20 protein-coding genes are annotated in these 21,241 nt (G+C 59.0%); 8 read left to right on the top strand and 12 right to left on the bottom strand.

Annotation, left to right across the window (positions count from 1 at the left end):
• Nucleotides 1-197 precede the first annotated feature (197 nt).
• Complete coding sequence (speB, locus tag ACN6NG_RS06205; protein WP_016498452.1) at nucleotides 198-1,148, top strand: agmatinase; 951 nt, start codon at nucleotides 198-200, stop codon at nucleotides 1,146-1,148.
• 132 nt (nucleotides 1,149-1,280) lie between these two features.
• Nucleotides 1,281-2,660: a sodium:solute symporter family protein gene (locus tag ACN6NG_RS06200; protein WP_016498451.1), complete on the top strand. Its 1,380-nt coding sequence runs from the start codon at nucleotides 1,281-1,283 to the stop codon at nucleotides 2,658-2,660.
• Between the two features lie 185 nt (nucleotides 2,661-2,845).
• On the opposite strand, the gene ACN6NG_RS06195 is transcribed toward ACN6NG_RS06200, so the two are convergent.
• Nucleotides 2,846-2,974: a PA1414 family protein gene (locus tag ACN6NG_RS06195; RefSeq protein WP_009683677.1), complete on the bottom strand. Its 129-nt coding sequence runs from the start codon at nucleotides 2,972-2,974 to the stop codon at nucleotides 2,846-2,848.
• Between the two features lie 124 nt (nucleotides 2,975-3,098).
• Nucleotides 3,099-3,992 carry a putrescine utilization regulator PtrR gene (gene ptrR / locus ACN6NG_RS06190; RefSeq protein ID WP_474313237.1) on the bottom strand — a complete coding sequence of 298 codons (894 nt, stop codon included), beginning with the start codon at nucleotides 3,990-3,992 and terminating at the stop codon, nucleotides 3,099-3,101.
• A gap of 106 nt (nucleotides 3,993-4,098) precedes the next feature.
• On the opposite strand from ptrR, the gene ACN6NG_RS06185 reads away from it, so the two are divergent.
• Nucleotides 4,099-5,268, top strand: coding sequence for an MFS transporter (locus ACN6NG_RS06185; RefSeq protein WP_063427285.1), 1,170 nt, complete (start codon nucleotides 4,099-4,101; stop codon nucleotides 5,266-5,268).
• A 129-nt stretch (nucleotides 5,269-5,397) separates the two neighbouring features.
• Here the strand turns inward: ACN6NG_RS06185 and ACN6NG_RS06180 are convergent, their stop codons facing one another.
• Entirely contained in the window at nucleotides 5,398-6,324 is a 927-nt protein-coding gene (locus tag ACN6NG_RS06180; protein WP_174371489.1) for a DMT family transporter, read from the bottom strand.
• A gap of 106 nt (nucleotides 6,325-6,430) precedes the next feature.
• On the bottom strand, nucleotides 6,431-6,826 hold the full coding sequence (locus tag ACN6NG_RS06175; RefSeq protein ID WP_016498447.1) for a hypothetical protein: 396 nt from the start codon (nucleotides 6,824-6,826) through the stop codon (nucleotides 6,431-6,433).
• A gap of 220 nt (nucleotides 6,827-7,046) precedes the next feature.
• Here ACN6NG_RS06175 and ACN6NG_RS06170 point away from each other — a divergent pair, with 220 nt between their 5' ends.
• Nucleotides 7,047-7,343 (top strand): addiction module antidote protein, encoded by a 297-nt coding sequence (locus ACN6NG_RS06170; RefSeq protein ID WP_016498445.1) that lies wholly within the window; start codon nucleotides 7,047-7,049, stop codon nucleotides 7,341-7,343.
• 86 nt (nucleotides 7,344-7,429) lie between these two features.
• Nucleotides 7,430-7,702 carry a hypothetical protein gene (locus tag ACN6NG_RS06165; RefSeq protein ID WP_019473860.1) on the top strand — a complete coding sequence of 91 codons (273 nt, stop codon included), beginning with the start codon at nucleotides 7,430-7,432 and terminating at the stop codon, nucleotides 7,700-7,702.
• A gap of 116 nt (nucleotides 7,703-7,818) precedes the next feature.
• Here ACN6NG_RS06165 and ACN6NG_RS06160 read toward each other — a convergent pair whose 3' ends face one another.
• Nucleotides 7,819-9,180 (bottom strand): DEAD/DEAH box helicase, encoded by a 1,362-nt coding sequence (locus ACN6NG_RS06160; RefSeq protein WP_019473861.1) that lies wholly within the window; start codon nucleotides 9,178-9,180, stop codon nucleotides 7,819-7,821.
• Between the two features lie 103 nt (nucleotides 9,181-9,283).
• Here ACN6NG_RS06160 and ACN6NG_RS06155 point away from each other — a divergent pair, with 103 nt between their 5' ends.
• A complete protein-coding gene (locus tag ACN6NG_RS06155; protein WP_474313232.1) occupies nucleotides 9,284-10,585 on the top strand; it encodes a mechanosensitive ion channel family protein in 1,302 nt (433 codons plus the stop codon).
• 72 nt (nucleotides 10,586-10,657) lie between these two features.
• Here the strand turns inward: ACN6NG_RS06155 and ACN6NG_RS06150 are convergent, their stop codons facing one another.
• The 6 genes from ACN6NG_RS06150 to ACN6NG_RS06125 form a co-directional block, all read right to left on the bottom strand.
• On the bottom strand, nucleotides 10,658-10,927 hold the full coding sequence (locus ACN6NG_RS06150) for a DUF3077 domain-containing protein (RefSeq protein WP_019471426.1): 270 nt from the start codon (nucleotides 10,925-10,927) through the stop codon (nucleotides 10,658-10,660).
• Nucleotides 10,928-11,021: 94 nt separating this feature from the next.
• Complete coding sequence (locus tag ACN6NG_RS06145; RefSeq protein ID WP_010955213.1) at nucleotides 11,022-11,264, bottom strand: hypothetical protein; 243 nt, start codon at nucleotides 11,262-11,264, stop codon at nucleotides 11,022-11,024.
• Nucleotides 11,265-11,849: 585 nt separating this feature from the next.
• On the bottom strand, nucleotides 11,850-13,853 hold the full coding sequence (locus ACN6NG_RS06140) for a DUF3732 domain-containing protein (RefSeq protein WP_474313230.1): 2,004 nt from the start codon (nucleotides 13,851-13,853) through the stop codon (nucleotides 11,850-11,852).
• Nucleotides 13,850-14,311, bottom strand: coding sequence for a three component ABC system middle component (locus tag ACN6NG_RS06135; RefSeq protein WP_049587015.1), 462 nt, complete (start codon nucleotides 14,309-14,311; stop codon nucleotides 13,850-13,852). The genes ACN6NG_RS06140 and ACN6NG_RS06135 overlap by 4 nt, the downstream gene beginning before the upstream one ends.
• Nucleotides 14,311-15,531, bottom strand: a complete 1,221-nt coding sequence (locus ACN6NG_RS06130) for a hypothetical protein (protein ID WP_246745650.1) — start codon at nucleotides 15,529-15,531, stop codon at nucleotides 14,311-14,313. Before ACN6NG_RS06130 ends, ACN6NG_RS06135 begins: the two co-directional genes overlap by 1 nt.
• 243 nt (nucleotides 15,532-15,774) lie before the next feature.
• Nucleotides 15,775-16,230, bottom strand: coding sequence for a hypothetical protein (locus ACN6NG_RS06125; RefSeq protein ID WP_474313226.1), 456 nt, complete (start codon nucleotides 16,228-16,230; stop codon nucleotides 15,775-15,777).
• A gap of 337 nt (nucleotides 16,231-16,567) precedes the next feature.
• Between ACN6NG_RS06125 and ACN6NG_RS06120 the strand changes: the two genes are divergently transcribed.
• On the top strand, nucleotides 16,568-17,737 hold the full coding sequence (locus ACN6NG_RS06120) for a hypothetical protein (RefSeq protein ID WP_474313223.1): 1,170 nt from the start codon (nucleotides 16,568-16,570) through the stop codon (nucleotides 17,735-17,737).
• A 334-nt stretch (nucleotides 17,738-18,071) separates the two neighbouring features.
• Here the strand turns inward: ACN6NG_RS06120 and ACN6NG_RS06115 are convergent, their stop codons facing one another.
• A complete protein-coding gene (locus ACN6NG_RS06115) occupies nucleotides 18,072-18,278 on the bottom strand; it encodes a type II toxin-antitoxin system CcdA family antitoxin (protein WP_474313220.1) in 207 nt (68 codons plus the stop codon).
• A 311-nt stretch (nucleotides 18,279-18,589) separates the two neighbouring features.
• Here ACN6NG_RS06115 and ACN6NG_RS06110 point away from each other — a divergent pair, with 311 nt between their 5' ends.
• Nucleotides 18,590-21,175, top strand: coding sequence for a DEAD/DEAH box helicase (locus ACN6NG_RS06110; protein ID WP_474313218.1), 2,586 nt, complete (start codon nucleotides 18,590-18,592; stop codon nucleotides 21,173-21,175).
• Nucleotides 21,176-21,241: the final 66 nt, after the last annotated feature.

Below are 21,241 nucleotides of genomic sequence, written 5' to 3'. Positions count from 1 at the left end.
GCGCAGTCTAACCGCTCTGCCCGCCTTTAGTTCAGAAATTCCTGAACTAAGTATTTGTCGGTAGCGATTCTTCCCCGGCACTACCTTGAGCAGACTTGGCCGAAATGTCCCTGCCCGCCGGCAAAACCACACTTGAAAGGCGCGCGGCGGCACAGGTTCGAACAAACAAAACAATCGACCGACTGATGAGGCCCACCGTGGACAAGACTCTCCACCAACCACTGGGCGGCAACGAAATGCCGCGTTTCGGCGGCATCGCCACCATGCTCCGTCTCCCCCACCTGCAAAGTGCCCAAGGCCTGGATGCTGCCTTCATCGGCGTGCCCCTGGACATCGGTACCTCGCTGCGCTCCGGCACCCGCTTCGGCCCACGGCAGATCCGCGCTGAATCGGTGATGATCCGCCCGTACAACATGGCCACCGGTGCCGCCCCGTTCGACTCGCTGTCGGTGGCCGACATCGGTGACGTGGCGATCAACACCTTCAACCTGCTGGACGCCGTGCGCATCATCGAAGAAGCGTATGACGAGATCGTCGAGCACAACGTCATCCCGATGACCCTGGGCGGCGACCACACCATCACCCTGCCGATCCTGCGTGCGCTGCACAAGAAGCACGGCAAGATCGGCCTGGTGCACATCGATGCCCACGCCGACGTCAACGACCACATGTTCGGCGAGAAGATCGCCCACGGCACCACCTTCCGTCGCGCCGTGGAAGAAGGCCTGCTTGATTGCGACCGCGTGGTACAGATCGGACTGCGCGCCCAGGGCTACACCGCCGATGACTTCAACTGGAGCCGCCGCCAGGGCTTTCGCGTGGTTCAGGCCGAAGAGTGCTGGCACAAATCGCTGGAGCCACTGATGGCCGAAGTCCGGGAAAAGGTCGGCGGCGGCCCGGTTTACCTTTCGTTTGACATCGACGGCATCGACCCGGCCTGGGCACCCGGTACCGGCACTCCGGAAATCGGCGGCTTGACCACCATCCAGGCGATGGAGATCATTCGCGGCTGCCACGGCCTGGACCTGATCGGCTGTGACCTCGTCGAGGTCTCCCCGCCTTACGACACCACCGGCAACACCTCGCTGCTCGGCGCCAACCTGCTGTTCGAGATGCTCTGCGTGCTACCGGGCGTCGTACGTCGTTAATACCGCTGTACCCCGGCAGGAGCCATGAGGGAGGGCCACAGAGGCCCGCCAACAACACGACAAGACCGCCGGGCGCTGTAAGCCGCCCGCGTGGTCGATCTCGCCATAATAAAGATAATCGGGAGACCCCCAATGGCCTTGGACATCATTGTTGTAATGATCTATACCGCCGGCATGCTCGGGCTTGGCTGGTATGGCATGCGGCGCGCAAAAACCCATGAAGACTACCTGGTAGCCGGGCGCAACCTCGGCCCGGTGCTGTACATGGGGACCATGGCCACCACCGTGCTCGGTGGCGCTTCCACCGTCGGCACCGTGCGCCTGGGCTACGTCCACGGCATCTCCGGCTTCTGGCTGTGCGCAGCCCTGGGCCTGGGCATCATCGCCATCAACCTGTTCCTGGCCAAACCGTTGCTGCGCCTGCGCATCTTCACCGTGACCCAGGTGCTTGAGCAACGCTACAACCCCACCGCACGACAGGCCAGCGCCGTGATCATGCTGGCTTACGCGCTGATGATCGGCGTCACCTCGACACTGGCCATGGCCACCGTATTGCAGGTGCTGCTGGACCTGCCGTTCTGGGCTTCGCTGCTGCTCGGCGGCGGTGTGGTGGTGCTGTACTCCACCATTGGCGGCATGTGGTCGCTGACCCTGACCGACATCGTCCAGTTCGTGATCAAGACCGTCGGCCTGATGTTCATCCTGCTGCCGGTGTGCCTGTACAAGGCCGGTGGCTGGGACACCCTGGTGGCCAAACTGCCAGCGGCCAGCTTCCAGCTGACCACCATTGGCTGGGACACCATCATCACCTACTTCCTGATCTACTTCTTCGGCATCCTCATCGGCCAGGATATCTGGCAGCGGGTGTTCACCGCCCGTGATGAAAAGGTCTGCCAGCGTGCCGGTACCGTTGCCGGTGTGTACTGTGTGGTGTACGGCCTGGCCTGCGCCGCCATCGGCATGGCCGCGCATGTGCTGATGCCCGACCTGGCCAACCCGAACAACGCCTTTGCCGAGATGATCAAGAGCACCCTGCCCGATGGCATCCGTGGCCTGCTGATGGCCGCAGCCCTGGCAGCCATGATGTCCACCGCCAGTGCCGGCCTGCTGGCTGCCTCGACCACCGTGACCGAAGACCTGCTGCCCAAGCTGCGTGGCGGCAAACAGTCGAGCCTGGGCATGAGCCGCCTGTTCACCCTGCTCACCGGCCTGGTGGTGTTGGGTATCGCGCTGATGGTGAACGATGTGATCAACGCACTGACCCTGGCTTACAACCTGCTGGTCGGCGGCATGCTGATCCCGCTGATCGGGGCGATCTTCTGGAAGCGCGCGACCACCGCCGGCGCGATTGCCAGCATGTCGCTGGGCTTTGCCACCGCGCTGCTGTTCATGTTCAAGGACGGGCTGGAAGCCAACACGCCGATCTACTACAGCCTGGCGATCGGCTTGGTGAGCTTTGTGGCGGTTAGCCTGATGTCCCGCAAACCAGTCGGTGCGGTGAATCTGGCCTGACCGTTAGCCTGAAGCGACCCTATCGCCGGCAAGCCAGCTCCCACAAAGAATGCACAGGGCCTGAGGCTTGCGCAGTATCTGTAGGAGCTGGCTTGCCGGCGATAGGGCCAGCAGAGATAACAATCAACTCTCATACACAAAAAAGGCCGCTACACCCACCCAGGTGCTGCGGCCTTTGTCTTTTATCAGCGACGACGCGGTTGGCGTTTGCGCTGCTCTTCATCAGTCGGGATCGGCACCGGCTGCAAGGGTGGTGGAATCAGCCCCAGGGCGACCGCCAGGTCGTGGAGCCAGTTGGACAGTGGTTTATTCATAATGCCCCCTTGACGGGTCAGCCTCACGGCGAATCAATCCTGGGATGTTTCATACAGATCATAGCCTGATGTCCTGTATTACGCATGCCTATGCTCTTACAGATAAGGGCCATTTTGACGCGGATCAAGCCGTAGCGGCGCATTCCGACGACTGGTTAATCGTTTCGCTTTGTTGCAGGTCGATCCACGCCTGCAAATTCGCCCCACGCATACCCTGACGCCACATCAGCCAGGTGACCGCCTGATCGAACGGCGCCTGCAGCGGGTGCACCCTTATCTGGTTGCGCCCAGGCAGGCTGTCGAGCATCGACTGGGCCATCATCGCCACCCCGGCGCCGGCGATCACGCAGGCTAGCATGCTCTGGTACGACTCGATCTCCATGACCCGGCCCATGGGCGTGTGGGCATGGGCATACCACGCCTCCAGGCGCATGCGGTACGAACAGCCCTGGCGGAAGGTGAACACCGCCTTGCCCGCCACATCCTTGGCAGTGTGCACCGCTGGGTGCTCGGGGCTGGTGATCAGCACCAACTGCTCTTCGCACAGCGGCACGCCATCCAGCCCGGCCAGGCTCGGCGGGCCATCTACCAAGGCAGCGTCCAGTGTGTGGCCAAGCAGGCCTTCGAGCAGCTCGCCGCTGGGCGCTGCGCGCACCTGCAGGTTCACCGTGGGGTAGACCTGGTGATAACGCGCCAACAACGCCGGCAGGTGAGTCGCCGCCGTGCTGTACATGGTCCCCAGTACGAAATCCCCGGCTGGCTGGCCGCCGCGCACAGCGGCCAGCGCCTCGTCGCGCAAGGCCGACAGGCGGTTGGCGTACTCCAGCAGCACCTTGCCGGCCGGCGACAGCTGCAAGCGCTGGCGCTCACGCAGGAACAACTCGACACCCAGTTGCTCCTCAAGCTGGCGCAAACGCGTCGAGAGGTTCGATGGCACACGGTGCAAGCGTTCGGCGGCACGGGTGACCGAGCCTTCCTCGGCCACGGCCTGGAAGATACGCAGCTGGCTGAATTCCACAGCATTCTCCAAAACAGAACAACTTGATCATCATTATTCAATTTTATTGAAAATGAAACCGCCCTAACCTGCCAGTCATCGCTTACATCCGTGCAGGAGACCTGTCATGTCGCCCCTCATTCAACTGCTGGCCAGCGCCGTGGCGCTGATGATGGCCATGGGCATCGGCCGTTTTGCCCTCACCCCGCAACTGCCGCAACTGATCGCCGAAGGCCAGTTCGACTTGACGGTCGCCGGGCTGGTCGCGGCCGCCAACTACCTGGGCTATTTCATTGGCGCGGTGGACGCCATGTTCGCCCGCTCACCCGGCCAGGTGCGCCTGCGCCTGCATGGGGGGCTGTGGCTGTGCGTGCTGCTGACCCTGGCCTCATGGGCCGCCGACGGGTTCTGGAGCCACCTGCTGCTGCGCTTTGGCACCGGCGTGGCCAGTGCCTGGGTGCTGGTGATGATCACCAGCCTCAGCCAACAGGTGGCCAACGCGCACAACCACCAACGGCTGGGTGCCCTGGTGTTTGCAGGGCCCGGCCTGGGCATCGCCGTGACCGGCCTGTTGGCACTGGTGGCGCACTTGGCTGGGCTGGGCTCGGCAGCACTGTGGCTGATCTATGCCGTGGCCGCGCTGGTGATGCTGCTGGCCGTGCGGCCTTGGTTGCCACGCGCTCTGCAAGCTGCGCCAACCTCATCGCCAGCGCACCCCGGCCCGACCCGCAGCGTCGGCATTGGCCGCCTGGGGCTGGTATACGCGCTGTACGGCGTGGGTTACATCCTGCCAGCCACCTTCCTGTCACAGATGGCCAACCAGCAGTTTCGCGGGCAGTGGATGGCCGACCTGTTCTGGCCGGCGTTTGGCCTGTCGGCAGCGCTGGGAGTGATGCTGGTGAGCCTGCGCCGTGGTGGCCGCACCTCGACCTGGCTCACCGCCACCTTGTGGTTGCAAGGGCTTGGCGTGCTGGCCTGCCTGATGGGCGGGGGTATCGGGTTGGCGCTGGGAGTGGTGCTGTGTGGCGGGCCGTTCCTGGCCTGCATGCAACTGGTGATGCAACGCTCGCGGGAGCTGGCACCGCATGCCACACAGCGCAATGCCGGGCTGCTGACCGCGTGCTTTGCCCTGGGGCAGTTGAGCGGGCCGTTGTTGGCTGCGGTCAGTAGCCATTACAGCGGCGGCCTGCAGCCGGCGTTGATGCTGGCGGCGGTGGGCCTGGGGCTGGCGGGCGTGCTGGTGATCACCAGCGGGCAGAGTATCCAAGGTTGCCAGGCAGCAACCCGCTCAGCCTGATTAACTGGTTTTGCCTGTACCGGCCCTATCGCCGGCAAGCCAGCTCCCACCGGTATCCGTACCACTTCAAGGCCTGAGGTACTCCTGTGGGAGCTGGCTTGCCGGCGATAGGGCCAGCATAGGCAACCTTCAACCCACCAGCTTGCGCAATTGTTGCTTCACCCAAGGCTCGGCACTCACCAGAACCACGCCCAGCAACACCAACAGCGCGCCGATCACGAAATTGACGCTTAGCGGCTCGTCCAGCAACAGCACCCCAAAGGTCACCCCAAACAGCGGCGTAATGAACGAAAAAACCGCCAGGTTGGACGCCAGGTACTTGCGCAGCAACCAGAACCAGGTCAGGTAACTGATGAACGACACCACGACCCCCTGGAACAGTACACTGCCCATCGCCAGGGGTGTCAGCGACACGGCGCCGATCTGCCCGCTAAGCAGGGCAATCAGCAGCAGGCCGGCAAAACCCACCGCCAGCTGATAGAACAAGGTCAAGGTTGCCGGTGCTTCCGACAGCCGCGAGCAGCGCACCACTACGGTGGTCGCCCCCCACGCCAGGCCGGCAATCACGCCAAAGGCATCGCCCAGCAGCATGCGGCCATCCATTTCCTCGAACGACATGCCGCCAGCAAACGCCATGGCTATGCCGCCAAATGCCAACAAAATCCCCAGCCACTGCAAAAACCGCAGCCGCTCGCTGGGTAGCCGGAAGTGCAGGCCCAACGCGGTGAACACCGGTGCGGTATAGAGGAACACCGACATGTGCGCCGCCGACGTCAGCTTCAGGCCTTCGGCGATGAACAGGAATTCCACACCGAACAGCCCGCCCGCGAGCAAACCCGCGCGCCATGTGCTGCCGACCTGATCCCAGCCACCGCGCCAGCACAGCATCAGCGCCACCAGCACAGCTGCGATGCCATTGCGCAGCGCGGCCTGCATCACCGGCGCGATGTCGACGGCGGCGGTCTTGATCAGCACCTGCTGGCAACCCCAGATCAGGCACAGCCCCAGCATTACCTGAAAGGCAAAGGCGTCAGGGTTCTTGCGGACCGCGCTCATAGGCGGGCCTCTAGAGTGTTCGCAGGCATGGGCATAGGCTCGGCAGTATTGAGAAGCTACCGATTATCGGGTTTCCCTACCCGCTCTTGCCAGCCTCAGAACGACCTCAAGCGATCTGCGCCTTCGAAGACACCTGCTCGAAGGTGGCTTCATCCAGCGCATCCGCCTGTTCGTCCAGCACCTGGCGCGGGTGTTCGAAGCCCGGGATGCTGCTGTCGATCAGGCTCAACAAGCGCAACCCGCGCTCGGTCAGCACAAAGTTTTCACCATTGCCGCCCTCTTCTTCAGGCCGGCTTTCGATGAAGCCACGCTCGAACAGCAGCTTTTCATACTCGCAGGCATGGGTTTTCAGGTGGTCCAGATCCCCCACCGGCTCACCCTTGGCGGCCTGGGCCGCGGCGTGCTGTTCGGCATAGGGGCGAGGCGTAAAGCTGTGACCGGCGCCGTTCTGCACTTCGTGCAGCAAACGTTCGATCAGGTCCCAATCGTAAGCGATGCTCATGGCTACGGGCTCCTGCTGTGGACGGAAGGGGTACACAGGTTGGGACCTGCCGGCGCAAGCGGTGTTCCGAAAGATGAAGGCTGGAGGGATGCCACGGTCTGAAGCCGCGTAGGCAGCAATAGACAGAAACCATTTGCTGTCTCGTCTTGTGTAGTTTAAAAACTACATTCACTTGATGAAGAAACCCGAATCCAGATTCTGCGTTCGTGGAGGATGCAAAATGACTGAAACCTTCTCTGAATTCGATCCTGCCGCGTACCTCACTACACCTGAAGCAATCGCGCAGTTCATGACCGATGCACTTGAAACCGGCGATGCCAGCTATGTCGCTAAAGCTGTCGGCGTGGTTGCACGCGCCAAGGGCATGAGCGAACTGGCGAAAGAGACTGGGCTGTCCCGAGAGCAGCTTTACAGGTCATTCAGCGAGCATGGCAACCCTACGCTGAAGTCGTTTCTGATCGTGATGAAGGCGTTGGAAATAGACATGACGGCGCGGCCTCACCTCGCTAGGGGATAACGCTTCTGCGCCATCGGTCGCCAAGGCTGAACTTGCTTGCCGCCGCAACGTTCCACCGCACATAGCCACCGCTAGAGGTAAAAAGGATGAAACCGCTGCTGCCGATTACCTGCGCCATTGCCCTGTCCTGCGCCTTGCCCGCCTGGGCGTGCACACCGGAAGAAGCCACGCAGAAACGTGAAGAGCTGGCCGGGTTGGTTACCCAGTTGACCGAGCAGAACCCGCAGAAGGCCAAGGAGATCAACGACGAGCTTCAAGGGATGGATCTAGGGACGGCGAGCAAGGACTTGCCCGACAAGTGTCAGCTGATAGACCAGCGGATCAAGGAACTGAAAACGGCGGAGAAGAAGGCTGATTGACCGGTTGCCTTCGATGGCTCCATCGCCGGCAAGCCAGCTCCCACAGGTCCCGCTGAAATCAGAATCTGGGTTTACAGTGGGAGCTGGCTTGCCGGCGATAGGGCCTTGATAGCTACTTATTCAGCAGCAGGCTTGCGCTTTTTCAGCGGCGCCAGGCCGTCAGCGCTGGCCAGCGGTGCATTGGCCCGCGGTTTGGCGGTGGGCTTGCGCTTGGCGGCAGCTTTCTTGTCGCCGGTTTTCTTGTCAACTTTCTTCTTCTTGGCGCCAACAGCCTTGCCCGAGGCCTTGACCTTCTTCGGCCCGCTGTAGGTGCCTTTCACTTCCTTGATCACACGGCGCTCGAACTGCTGCTTGAGGTAGCGTTCGATGCTCGACATCAGGTTCCAGTCGTTGTGGGTGATCAGCGAGATCGCCAGGCCTTCGCCACCGGCACGGCCGGTACGGCCCACGCGGTGTACGTACTCGTCACCGCTGCGAGGCATGTCGAAGTTGATCACCAGGTCCAGGCCGTCGATATCCAGGCCGCGAGCCGCCACGTCGGTAGCCACCAGCACCTTGGAGCTGCCCTGCTTGAAGCGCTCGATGGCCAGTTTGCGGTCTTTCTGGTCCTTCTCGCCGTGCAACACGAAAGCCTTCACGTCCTTGGCCACCAGGTGACCATAGATGCGGTCGGCCATGGCGCGGGTGTTGGTGAAGATGATCGCCTTGTCGAAGGTTTCGTTGGCCAGCAGCCACTGCGCGATGTGCTCTTTGTGCTGGTCGTGGTCGGCGGTGATGATCTGCTGGCGGGTGCCTTCGGCCAGCTGCGAGACGCTGTTGAGCATCAGGTGCTCAGGGTCTTTCAGCACCTTGCCGATGATGTCGCGCAGGGCAGCGCCACCGGTGGTGGCGGAGAACAGCAGGGTCTGCTCGCGGTTCTCGCACTCCTTGCACAGGCGCTCCATGTCTTCGGCAAAGCCCATGTCCAGCATGCGGTCGGCTTCGTCGAGGATAAGTACCTGCACGTGGGACAGGTCGAGGTTGCCGGCGTTGAGCTGCTCAAGCAGGCGGCCCGGGGTGCCGATCAGCACGTCCGGCACCTTGCGCAGCATGGCGGCCTGTTCCTTGAAGTCTTCACCGCCGGTCACCAGGCCAGCCTTGATATAGGTGAACTGCGAGAACAGCTCCACCTGCTTCAAGGTTTGCTGGGCCAGCTCGCGGGTTGGCAGCAGGATCAGCGCACGGATTTCGACGCGCCCGCCTTTCAGGTCAACCAGGCGGTTGAGCAGCGGCAGCACGAAGGCCGCCGTCTTGCCACTGCCGGTCTGCGCGGTCACGCGCAGGTCGCGCCCTTGCAGGGCCAGGGGGATGGCCGCGGCCTGCACCGGGGTCGGCTCGACAAATTTAAGCTCGGCCACGGCTTTAAGCAGGCGTTCATGCAGGGCGAATTGGGAGAACACGGAGGTAACCTCAGGCAAGTGCGGGAAATTCAGTTGCATAGGGTAACGTTTTCTGCCGCCTTAGCCGAATTTCTTTTGGCAACTTTGTCGCCATCCGCGCTCTAATGGCACCTCGTTTCACAACAAGACTGTACCCAAGCCCATGGATATACAACGAATCTGGCGTGACTCCCTCGACCTGTGGGGCACCCTCGACCAACATCCCATGCTGCACGCGGCCATCGGCCTGGCGGTGCTGCTGCTGATTTCCCTGGTGGTCGGCCGCCTGGCGCGCTTCCTGATGCTGCATGGCGCCCGTCTGCTGGCCCGCCAGCCTGCCCTGAAGTGGCTGGACGACCTGCGCCATAACAAGGTGTTCCACCGCCTGGCGCAAACCACGCCCTCGCTGGTGCTGCAGTTTGGCCTGAAGCTGGTGCCGGAGCTGTCCGACACTGCCCAGCACTTCCTGGGCAATGTCGCCCTGGCCTTTACCCTGCTGTTCATGACCATGGCGCTGTCGTGCCTGCTGGATGCCCTGCTCGACATCTACGCCCGCACCGAGCATGCCCGCACCCGCTCCATCAAGGGCTACGTGCAACTGGCCAAGATGATGCTGTGGATCTTCGCGTCCATCGTCATCGTCGCCACCTTGATCGACCGCTCGCCGCTGTTGCTGCTGTCCGGTCTGGGTGCCATGTCGGCGGTGCTGCTGTTGGTGTACAAGGACACCTTGCTGTCGTTCGTCGCCAGCGTGCAGCTCACCAGCAACGACATGCTGCACGTGGGTGACTGGATCGAAATGCCGCAGGTGGGTGCCGATGGCGACGTGGTGGACATCACCCTGCACACGGTGAAGGTGCAGAATTTCGACAAGACCATCGTCTCCATCCCCACCTGGCGCCTGATGAGCGAGTCGTTCCGCAACTACCGCGGCATGCAGCAGTCCGGTGGCCGGCGGATCAAGCGCAGCCTATTCATCGACGCGGCCGGTGTGCGCTTTCTGACCCGCGAAGAGGAGCAGCGCCTGAGCCAGGTACAGCTGCTGGGCGACTACCTGGCCGGCAAGCGCCAGGAGCTGCAGAACTGGAACGAAGCCCTGGGGCCTGTCGCCGAGCTGTCGGCCAACCGCCGCAAGCTGACCAACATCGGCACCTTCCGCGCGTTTGCCCTGGCCTACCTGAAAAACCACCCCAACGTGCACCCGAACATGACCTGCATGGTGCGGCAGATGCAGACCACGGCCGAAGGCGTGCCGCTGGAGATCTACTGCTTCACCACTACCACGGTGTGGGCGGACTATGAGCGGATTCAGGGGGATATCTTCGACTATTTGCTGGCGGTGTTGCCGGAGTTTGGCTTGAGCCTGTATCAGCAGCCGAGTGGCAATGATATGCGCGTGGGTTTGGCGGGGCGTTCAGCCCAAGAGCCATTGCCTCGTCGCCTGGAAGAAATGAGCGAGGCTTGAGATTGCCGGGGCTGCCTTGCAGCCCTTTACGAGCCAAGGCCGCTCCGCAAAGGAGCGGCGGGATGATGGTGTTCAAGGGGTTTTCATCATGCCCAGTTCAGCATCATCCATCAGCGCCTTGGCCAAGGCACAGAGGTAGTGCGAAGCCCAGATTAGCTGAGGTTTGTCTTCCATCAATCCGTCCAGGGTCATGTCACGTGCGTAGCCCATCAACTCCGAAGCTTGTTCGCGGGCGCTCTGGCAAGGGATGCCGGCTTCGATGCGGAACAGTGGATGGGTCTGATTTTCACCTTGATAGAAGGTGGTTTTGCCGACGGTGAATTTGGTTTCTTCTGTAGACACTGCTCAATCTCCCCGAAATCTTTATTGCCTGGGCTGGCCCTAGCGCCGGCAAGCCGGGCACCTTCAGGGGCCACCCAGGCGAGTCATGATGCGGTTAATGCAACGGCTGAGAGTCCGCTGGCTTTTGGACTTGAGCCAGCGCCGATTCGAGCAACTTGCGGAGGGTCTCCAGCTCGTGCATTGAGGCCATCATCAACACCGAGACGGGTGATCTCGGTTGCATCAAAACGGCTTGCTGAGCAACGGCTTCCGCGCACAGTGCGTAGTCCGCTGCCATCAGCAGTGTGTCTTCAAGGGAGTGAAGATTGTAAGGTGGATCGGGGACTATTTTCAGCATGGTGTAACCCTCAATTTGTGGTTGGGACTACCGCCATTCGCTGTCAAACAAAGGGTGGCAGCTGTGCACGGGTTGACAGACCGGTCAAATTGAGAAACCCGGCGCACCCGAAGGCGCCCCACGCACAGCCACCATTGAAGGTACAGCTATGGATTGCAATTTGAGTCGGCCTGTCAAAGCCGGTCGTTGAATGGCAACGACCAAGCGAGACTAGTGGCCAACTCGGAACTGCACAATGGGCGACAGTATCTTTGGGAAATGTCCTACAAGAAAGGGGCAAAATCTGATTTTTTTAGCCGTTAGGCGTAACGGCATGTAACGCGCACAGACCGTGAGTAAAGTGTTTTTCTGCGTGGAGGCACGCCTGGCGGTGCATAGCGCATAACGCTCAATCAAGGGCACTCGCCTTGTAACTATGCGCGCGTCTTGAGTCGCTGTGCATTCTGAATGACCACGAGCAATCAGACGCATAATACATAATGTGTCCACGCCGCCCGCCATATCTTGGCTTCAACTTCAGTGTCCAAGCCAATCCTCATCCAAGTTCCAACCAGGAGGCTATCCCCCCCCTGGTTGGAACTTCAGTTACTCGGCAATCAGACCGCGCGTTCTCCACCGAGCGCGGACGAAGTCCTCGAAGACATAGTTGCCCTGCAACGGCAGGCCATCCGCGTGATCGCAGACAATGATCTGCGGCTTGACGCCGGTTTCCTTGAACGTCGTGTCGCAAAACTTGGCCAGGGTAGTGAACATCTTCGAAACCGCGTCCACGTCTTCGTCGACCGTCTTGGTAGTCTTCCGATCCCCACGTAGCTCGTCGGCTTTGAAGGCTTCAGCGTTGTCAGTAGAAGGGAAGTAGACCTGGGTCGGCTGATCCAAGAAAAGGATCGGCGGCACCTTACACTTGGGATGTGCGGCGAACTGGTAATGCAGTGCCATGAAGAGCGTCAGGTGGGAGTACAGCCAGTTGGCACCGCTGCCCATCGAGCGCAGAAACACCTTTTTCACATGTCCCCCAGCAATGGGCTTCTCATGCCAAAGATCGAAGGTATCGACATCAAATTTCAAAGAGCCATTTTTGTACGTCTCTTCGAAGTCGAAATGCTTGCCAAACGCCTTCATTGCCTGGTTGATGTCGTTCCCCAACGCCCAAAGCTTGGACTCGACATCGTACTGGGCCATCTGAAGATCGTACTTTTCAACCTCCTTTTCCCAGAAGTCGACCACCCCCTTGGCTTCTGACGGTGGGTTCGCGATCCGTTTCTCAATGGCAAGCTCCAACTTGATCTTGGCCTTCTGCGCAGCACCATCCACGGACTTGGACTTCTCAAGCCGGTCTGCTTCCTGATCAAGCGGCTTCAGTGCCTGCTCAACCTGTGCCAATTCCTTGCGAAGCTTTTTGAGATCAGCGTCCACCGCCCGGCGCTCCTCGCCAAAGCCTTCACGCGCGTAAGTGGAAACTTTGAGCTCGTCGTTCAGCCAGTGGATTGCTGCCGACAGTTTGTTCGCTTCATCCTCAGCCACATCCGATTGCGAGGCGCAAACGGGGCAGACCGCGTGTTCAAGGTTGGCAGCTTTCGGGATGGGCAGCGCGGTGACCGAGTTGGCAAAGCCGGTCGCCTGTTCGGTGGAAACTTTCAGCAGATAACGGGTGTTGAGCGCTTTCTGAATGCTGGCCATCAACTCGGCTTTGCGGTCGCGTAGCTCGTTTCTGCGGGTCTCGAAAGCGTTGGACAGACCATCGACCCTGACCGAAATGCCCGTGAGACGCTCCAGTGCAGGCTTGGGTTTTGTCCAGATCTCCGCAGGGGTGAGCTCCGTCAGCGGCAAACCGGCTAAAGCTTCATACTCCTTCAGCAGAGTGTCGAATTCGGTGATGTAGTCATCCCTGATCTTGTCCTGCTTCGGAATCTGCGCCTTGGCACGTTTGAGTTCGTACAGGGCCTCAGTGCGCAGCTTCGCAAGGTCGAAGTAGTCCTCACCAACGATGTCCATGAAGATCTTGAAGTGATCGATGGCTTGGTCGCGTTTGCGCTTTTCTTCAAAGCGGTAGAAGACCGCATGCCGGTTGGCCACCAGGTTCTGATGCTGCAGCATGAAGGATGGGAAACTGCGAACAGAGGGCGTTGCACTCCATTTGCCAGTCATCTCCTGCTGCAGAGGATCGGTGTCGATGTTCTCCAGGGTGACACCAAAGTAACGACCCAGGCTCTTCAGAAAATCGGCCTTGGGCTGGAAGAAATTCGAGGCAAAAAAGGTGTCAACATCCTCAATCAGAGGCAGCACGTTGTCCACCGCAGGCCCGGAAACCTCACGTAGGAAGCACCGATTGCTGGCCGCTGCCCGCCCTACAACAACCGCCATGGTCGCAAAGCGCAGCACGGTGAAGAAGTACTTGGCGCGATCCGTGATGATGCCCTCAGGGATCGTGTCCTCCGAGCTGCCGAGGCAGTAATCGAAGATATCGAGGATGGCGCTCTTACCCTTCGAGGACTTGCCAGTGATGATGTTGAGGCCTGGAGCAAGAGGTACATGGTGAACGCCATTATCCTTGTCTACGACCCCGAGGTAGTTTACGTAACACTTCATAGCGATTTCAGCCCCAACATCCTGTAGATAGAAACAACGTTTTCACCAGACAGCACCATGGCCAGCTTCTGGCTGTACTTCAGCAACGACTTGTCCGAGTTGATGGACTGCGGCTTCTGGAGCGACCGCACCGACAGCTCGGGTGTGATCTCCAAACTGTTCTCAGCGGTCAGAATCAACATGGCCGCGTTGGTGATGGGCTTGAACTCCTCCACACGCATCGCCAAGCCGATAAGCCTCTCAGCGTCCGAAGCCATGGTTCGGATTGAGCTGTCACGCCGAGCCCTGTTCAAGAAGGCATGCATCGGCTTGTAGGTGACAATGGGGAGGATCAAATAGCTGAGCAAAATGTCCTTCTCCACCGGCTCCCAGTGCTGGTAAAAACTCTGGATTACAGGTGCCAGCGCAAAGGGTGTCCTGTGAAGGGTGTATAGATGATCAGAGACTTGTGTGGTCATCACCAGAGCCTCCAGTGAAACTCGTCATCCTCATCCTCAGGTTGCTCTCCTGCGAGCATGTGATAAATGCCGTTCCGGAACTCGGGCATCGTGTGTTCAAGGCCGCAAAATGAATCGGCGGGCAAGCCATTGCGCATAAGGAAGAACTTCATCGACTTGGTGTTTAGCTCGGTCGTACAGGTAACGCCAGTGCAGTCCAGCATGGCCAGCTCACGCCCGTACTGATGCTGGGTCAGGTGATTGCTGAGGTAGAGATCCACCATAGGCTTGAAAAGCACACCGTCGGTGTACAAATCGGAGATCGTTGTCTGGGCAACCACTCGATGCAGGGCCGCCCGCTTCAGTTGCTGCTCGCCGCCGATTTCCAAAATTTTCTGCGCAAAGCGCATAGGCCGAATTTCCTCGATGTCTATGCTCTTCTTGAGCGCCGCCATGTCCACCGAGGGGAAGGTTTTCGGGTGTTTCATGTACCTATGGGTCAGCTCTGACAATTTGTCAGTAAAGGCTTGGTACGTGATCTGCCATCCGCCGATCACCAGATCCGGACTGCACATGAATCCCAGCAACTCGTGGATGAAGGTCGGGTATTTGGACGGTCGGATCGGCTTGAGGTGGCGGGTCTCATAGCCCTTCAGCCGTTGCTCAAGTGAGTCGGCCCCCGTCGTGATGTGCATCCGCTCAAGCACCTCCATCAAGGCATCACGGCGCTCGGGATCCATCACGTATTGTTGAAGTTTTTGGGATTTCGAGGGCTTGGCACCCCCTGCCTCGGCCTCCGGGTCGCTAGGCGCCTGCGTGCCGGCAGTGGCCTGGGAGCCTGCAACGATGCGCTCCATGACCGACAGCCGTTCTGCCGGCGTGGCCGTATTCCACCCCTTGAGCAGAGTCTGAGCACCAAATTCCTGGGTCGTCAGCAGCACCAGACTCTTGAAGGACGTGCGATCGAAATTCTTGTGGAGCCAGTTTTTCAGGGTATTCCAGAAATTCGCATGACTGTCCGTCAGGCTGTCTGAGTAGAGCTTGACCTCAGTCTGCGTTTTGCCGGGTACCGTGACATCACCCATAACCTCAAGCCACAGAGATTCGTCGGGCGCCAAGTCGTAGCAGTACTCCACAGCAACGAGCAGTTGGTATTGGAGCGCCTTGAACAGCAGGGTCGCGTCAAACGGTAAGGGGGCGGCGCCGGGTAGCGTCACATTCGGGGATTGCGTCGTTTGCATACACATTCCATTGGTGGGCATGCCTCCACGACCAACGATTCGCCAGCACAACAACCACACGCATTGCCTCGTGGCATTTCAGCAAATCAACGCCGGGAACCACCCAGCGTTGGCGAAGGGCACATACCGTTATTCTCTTGCTGTATATAAATACAGTAAAAATCAATATTCCGGTATATGCTACCAGCACTTAGACGTCGTAGTCGCGAAAAGCCATCAGTCCCGCCCTCAAGGGGATCAGATCTAAGCCTTCCGGCGCAGCCAAGTGAGGCAGCGGGTCACTATCGACAGCTTGCGATAGAAATTGTCGGCATCGACCAGCCAGCCCAGTCGATCACCAAGAGCATCCCTCTCCTCGACCACAGCTCGATACTCTGGTGTCTCAGTCATCCCCGCCACGATCATGCCCTGCTGTGTTTTGGTTAGACTGCGGTGACGCTCGATCTGAGGGAAGTGGCGACGAACATACCGACCGTTTAGAAAACGATGCCGGCAGAGCAGGAAGCAGTAAGCACCGAACCCGGCTTTGAAAACCTGCCAAGTGTTGACTTCAAGCCCCATCCCTTGCAGAGCCTCAGTCGGTGGTGACAGGAGGCAAGCGGCGGCGAAAAGGATGGGACAGGCAATGATGGCGAACAAGGCGCTACTGGTTGAAGGAAACGCGCTTCCCTTGGTGAACATGCGTTGCAGTCGAATCATCGTGACTCCTGATGGTTGAAGTACGGTTCTGACAGAGACCGCCGGAACCCGACCACCAGCATCCTCGCTTCATCCGAGGCAGGCAAACGTAAACAGCCCCTCGAAATTCAGTACCCGTCCTTCATTTGACCAGTTCACCCTGGAGGCCGCGCGCTCATTACTCATCCGTTGGCGCTACCCACCACGCTCAATGATTCGGCTAGGCCAGGTTTGTGGCCGAGGGCCCGCTTGCATCCAGGTGCCGCAACAAGTCGGCATGGCCACTATGTAGCTACCGCCCGAGAGGCGTCGATCCTACAATGTCGCTACACAACCATAACGGACACGGTGAGGGATCATGGCACGCAAGTGGTTAACACAGGAAAAGCGGTCTAATGATGAGCTTTTCGATGCCTTGGTGCGCAACGCCTTAGAATTCGTCAGCACCTCCATTGGCCACCTACAACACAAACCCAAGAACGCGATCGTCGACCTGTACACGGCGGTCGAACTCTTCCTGAAAGCCCGGCTGATGAAGGAGCACTGGACGCTCGTGCTTTCATCGCCTGAGAGCGGCGACCTTCAACGCCTTGCAGAAGGGGATTTTCTCTCCGTCAACTTGGACGCAGCGCTCAAGCGCATCAAATCGATCATCGGCGAGAAGATTGGTGATAATGCTTCTGACAACTTCAGAGCGCTCGGTGAACACCGCAATCAGATCGTCCACTTCTCACACTCAGACATGGACAATCCAGGCAAGACCCAGGCGAGGGTAATTGTCGAAGCATGGGCATCCTGGCACTACCTGCATGCGCTTCTGACCGAGACATGGAAAGCGATCTTTAAGCCGTACGCCACGGAACTGCACGTACTCAACCAGCGAATGATGAGCCAAGGCGAATTCATCAAGGCTCGATTCGACATCCTGAAATCCCAGATCGAAATCCAGGAGAGGAGAGGCAATACAATCACCGAGTGCGGCCATTGCCATATGCCTGCCGCAATCGCGGGAGAAACCCATTCATGGGGAACTGACTATGCTTGCATGGTCTGCGGGGTTGATGACACGGCGCCGGTTGAGTGCAACGCAGAGCTGCCCTGTCCGAGCTGCAATACTCCTTTCAGGTTCTTTCATGGGGAAGTGCACGCCTGCCCAAGCTGCGGCCACAAAATTGATACTGACATCCTGATCGACCTCTGCACCGAGCATTTCGCTGAAGGCGATGCCTGGTGCGATGAAGACCAGATAAACATCGCTTCGTGCCACAAGTGTGAATGCCCTCGACCCTCGGTTTTTGTCATCGAAGGCATGTGGAGCTGCGTATCGTGCTTCGACAGGGGCTGGGCGGCTGTCACATGCGAGCGCTGCAGTGAATTCGTCACCGGCGACATGGAAAGAATCCAGTACTTTGCCTGCCACAAGTGTGAACCCCAAGTCAGAGAGGATTTTCGTCGTATGACCGAGAGTGCTCAGGCCGCTGCCTCAACTGAAGGCAGTGAAGCGCCCGCAGCGCAGGCAAATAGTTGACGTGGGACTTCAGTTAAGTCTTACCTCTCTACTCATCCGCCCGATACTTAGAGTGCTTAGTTACCTAGATTAGCTGGGTCAGGCAAGCGGAGTGCAGCCGTGCAGGATGGGAGCCCGCAGGGCCAAGCCAGGCCATGATGGCCTGGTTTGGTTCACGACAGCCGCCCCGACAGGGCACGGCAAATCACCACCTTCAGGTGCAGACCATGACCGTGGGGGTGTAAACCAAAAAATTACCTGTAATGCACTGAGCTTTACAGGTCATTTCCTAGGTTTACAGCTCGATCCCATCGGACTCAAATTGCGCTCTAATTGGCGCTCATCAATTTCAGAACTATGACGTGTACCAGTCGCGCATGAGCATTGACCACCTCCTGATTGAAACGACCAGAGCCAGGCCAAGGGCCACGGTTTCAGCCAGGGCTTTTTCCAGGACAGCGGACAGGTTCACCTCCAACGCCTCTGCCTTGCTCAGCAGGTCAACATTGATCAGCACTTCAACTGTCTGGCTGGGGGCATCCGGTTCGTAGTCGATAGGCATGGCCAAAATCCTCGGTTGGGCAAAGGGTGTTGACTAGCCTGTACCAAGCCTCAATCTTGGGTAGTCCCTTAATTGAAAGCCTACCTGGCGCGCTTAGCTGGGGGAAAAGGTTAGAGATTACCAGCATATTTGTAAGGCGAAATTTCTAAAACAAAGGTTTGCTCCGATTTCAGCTGCCGCCAGCTATACGTCACATAAGCCTGATCTAAGATGCCTGTTGGGTGAAGCGCTGGGACTGTATGTCACAGCATCACCATGATCACGACCGTCGGCAGCAAAGTGCTAAGAAGATCGATCTCAAGGAGTGAAGAATGGCTTTTAAGACCCCGCCTACCGCCTCATCTGTGCCAGAAACACCTGACAAGCTTTTTCGAGAACTGACCCGCCGCAAATTCCCCGACGTACTGCCGCACCAAGCGAGCATGATGCAGGCTTATGCTGCTAAAGCCGTCGGAACGCCAGATGTTGCTCTCCAGCTACCGACGGGCAGTGGTAAGACCCTTGTAGGGTTGCTAATCGCAGAGTGGCGCCGCCGCAAATTCCGCGAAAGGGTTGTGTACCTTTGCCCTACGCGTCAGTTGGTTCACCAGGTCGCTGAACAGGCGAATGAGAAGTACGGCCTCTCTGTAGCAACCTTTGTGGGGAAGCAGCGCGATTTCTCCCCGGCGGATAAAACGGACTACCTGCAGGCTGAAAAAATCGCGGTTACAACCTACTCCAGCTTGTTCAATACAAACCCTTTCTTCGACCAAGCCGATGTCATCTTCGTCGACGATGCCCATGCCAGTGAAAACTACATCGCATCTCATTGGACATTGCGCATAGGCCGCCTGGACGAGCGCTATGCAGGCCTTCACCAAGCTCTGTGCAACGCTTTCACCCCTCACCTGTCCGCTACCGATCTCTCCCGGCTGCGCGGCGTCTGGGAGGACGTAGTGGATCGTACCTGGGTCGACAAACTCGCGACGCCCACGGTCACTGCTCTGACTCCACAAATCATTGAGATTCTGGACGCACACACACCAGGCACCGAACTGACCTACCCCTGGTCATTGATCCGAGGGCACCTTGATGCCTGCCATATCTATCTGTCATCCCAGGAAATCCTGATCCGCCCGCTGTTGCCTCCAACGTTCTCTCACCCTGCGTTCGAAAGCGCCAAGCAGCGCATCTACATGTCGGCGACATTGGGTGCGGGTGGTGATCTAGAGCGTCTGACCGGACGAAAAACCATCCAGCGCCTTCCAGCCCCGGAAGGCTGGGATACACAAGGCGTCGGTCGCCGATTTTTCATCTTCCCCGAGATGTCGCTCACCACTGATGAAACCGCCGAGTTGAGAAAGCAACTGATGCAACGCGCAGGTCGTAGCGTTGTACTTGTACCCAGCGACAAGACTGCAGATGCCATCGCCGAACAGATCGATGAGAAGCTAAAATTCCCCGTGTTCCGCGCGAGCGACATCGAAGAATCCAAAGCGGACTTCGTCGCACTCCACCAGGCAGTAGCCATTGTGGCCAACCGTTATGACGGCATTGATTTTGCGGGTGATGAATGCCGCTTGCTATTCATCGAAGGGTTGCCCAAGGCCATGAACGCTCAAGAACGCTTCCTGATGACCCGCATGGGAGCTAATGCCCTGTACAACGAACGAATCCAGACTCGGGTCGTTCAAGCGATTGGCCGATGCACTCGATCGCTGGAAGACTATTCAGCGGTGGTTGTGTCCGGTGAGGAGCTGCCCGACTACCTGGCCGACCTTCGCCGCCGCCCGTTCTTCCATCCAGAGCTACAAGCCGAAATCACTTTTGGTGCCCATCAATCAAAAGATACCGCGCTGACCGACTTGGTAGAGAACTTCGAAACCTTTTTGGAGAACGATCGAGACTGGGAGTACGTCAACCGGCAGATCCTGGACGAGCGAGATCGTGCTCACCAGAAATTTCTGCCTGCTATCAACGAACTGTCCCAAGCAGTCGGGGCAGAAATTGACTACCAAACGGCGCTGTGGCGACATGACTATGACGGCGCTGTAGCGGCTGCCGATCGTGTCCTGGGAACACTGACAGCATCCGATCTGCGGGGCTATCGGGCGCTCTGGAATTACCTCGCGGGTTCCGCATGCCATCTCGCGGCTCAACGCGGCAATGCCGCCATGGCTGCAAAGTCTCGGCAGTACTTCAAAGATGCCCATGGCTGCGCTCCAAACATTCCTTGGCTCACAGCCTTTGCGCGCAAAGAGGTCGGCGAAGCTGTTACAGCCCAGGCTGATGACCTAGCGCTGCAACAGCAGGTGGAACGCGTGGGAGCAGAACTGACACGGTTGGGCCCCACCCATGACCGCGATTTCGCAAAGCTGGAGCAGTCTATCCTTCAAGGGCTGCGGCACCATGAGACCTTTGAGCGTGCTCAGAAGGATCTTGGATCGCTATTGGGCTTCAATGCAGGCAAAGTCGAAAGCGAAGGCTCTCCAGATCCTTGGTGGATCTCGGGAGGGCGGTGCATCGTGTTCGAGGACTACGTGAACACCGTTGACGGTACGCTGAGTGTCACCAAGGCTCGCCAAGCCACATCACATCCTGACTGGATGCGAGCAAACGTGGCCGAGTCCGCAGAGTGCGAATTCCAAACGGTACTCGTCACGCCGGCAACCAAGATCAGCGCCGCCGCTACAGTCCACGCTGCGGGGCTGCTCTACTGGGGGCTCGAAGACTTTAGGGCCTTCGCTGCCCATGCATTGCAGGTGATCAGGCAGTTGCGAACAACCTTCTTCGAACAGGGTGACCTGGTCTGGCAGGCTGAAGCCGCCGAGCATCTGAAACAACAAGGCTTGGATTTTGCCTCCATCTGCAAGCGCTTGCTGGCCAAGCCTGTTGTGGAGTGCATGCAGGCGGTCTAATCGAACCTGCGGACGTGTGTAATCAGGGGAAGGCTAGCCTTCCCCTTTTCGATTTTGAGGCCATTG

It is taken from the genome of Pseudomonas sp. TSO6 (assembly GCF_056098905.1).
The sequence above is the reverse complement of the archived record's forward strand: the minus strand, read 5'-3'. Positions and strand labels throughout refer to the sequence as shown.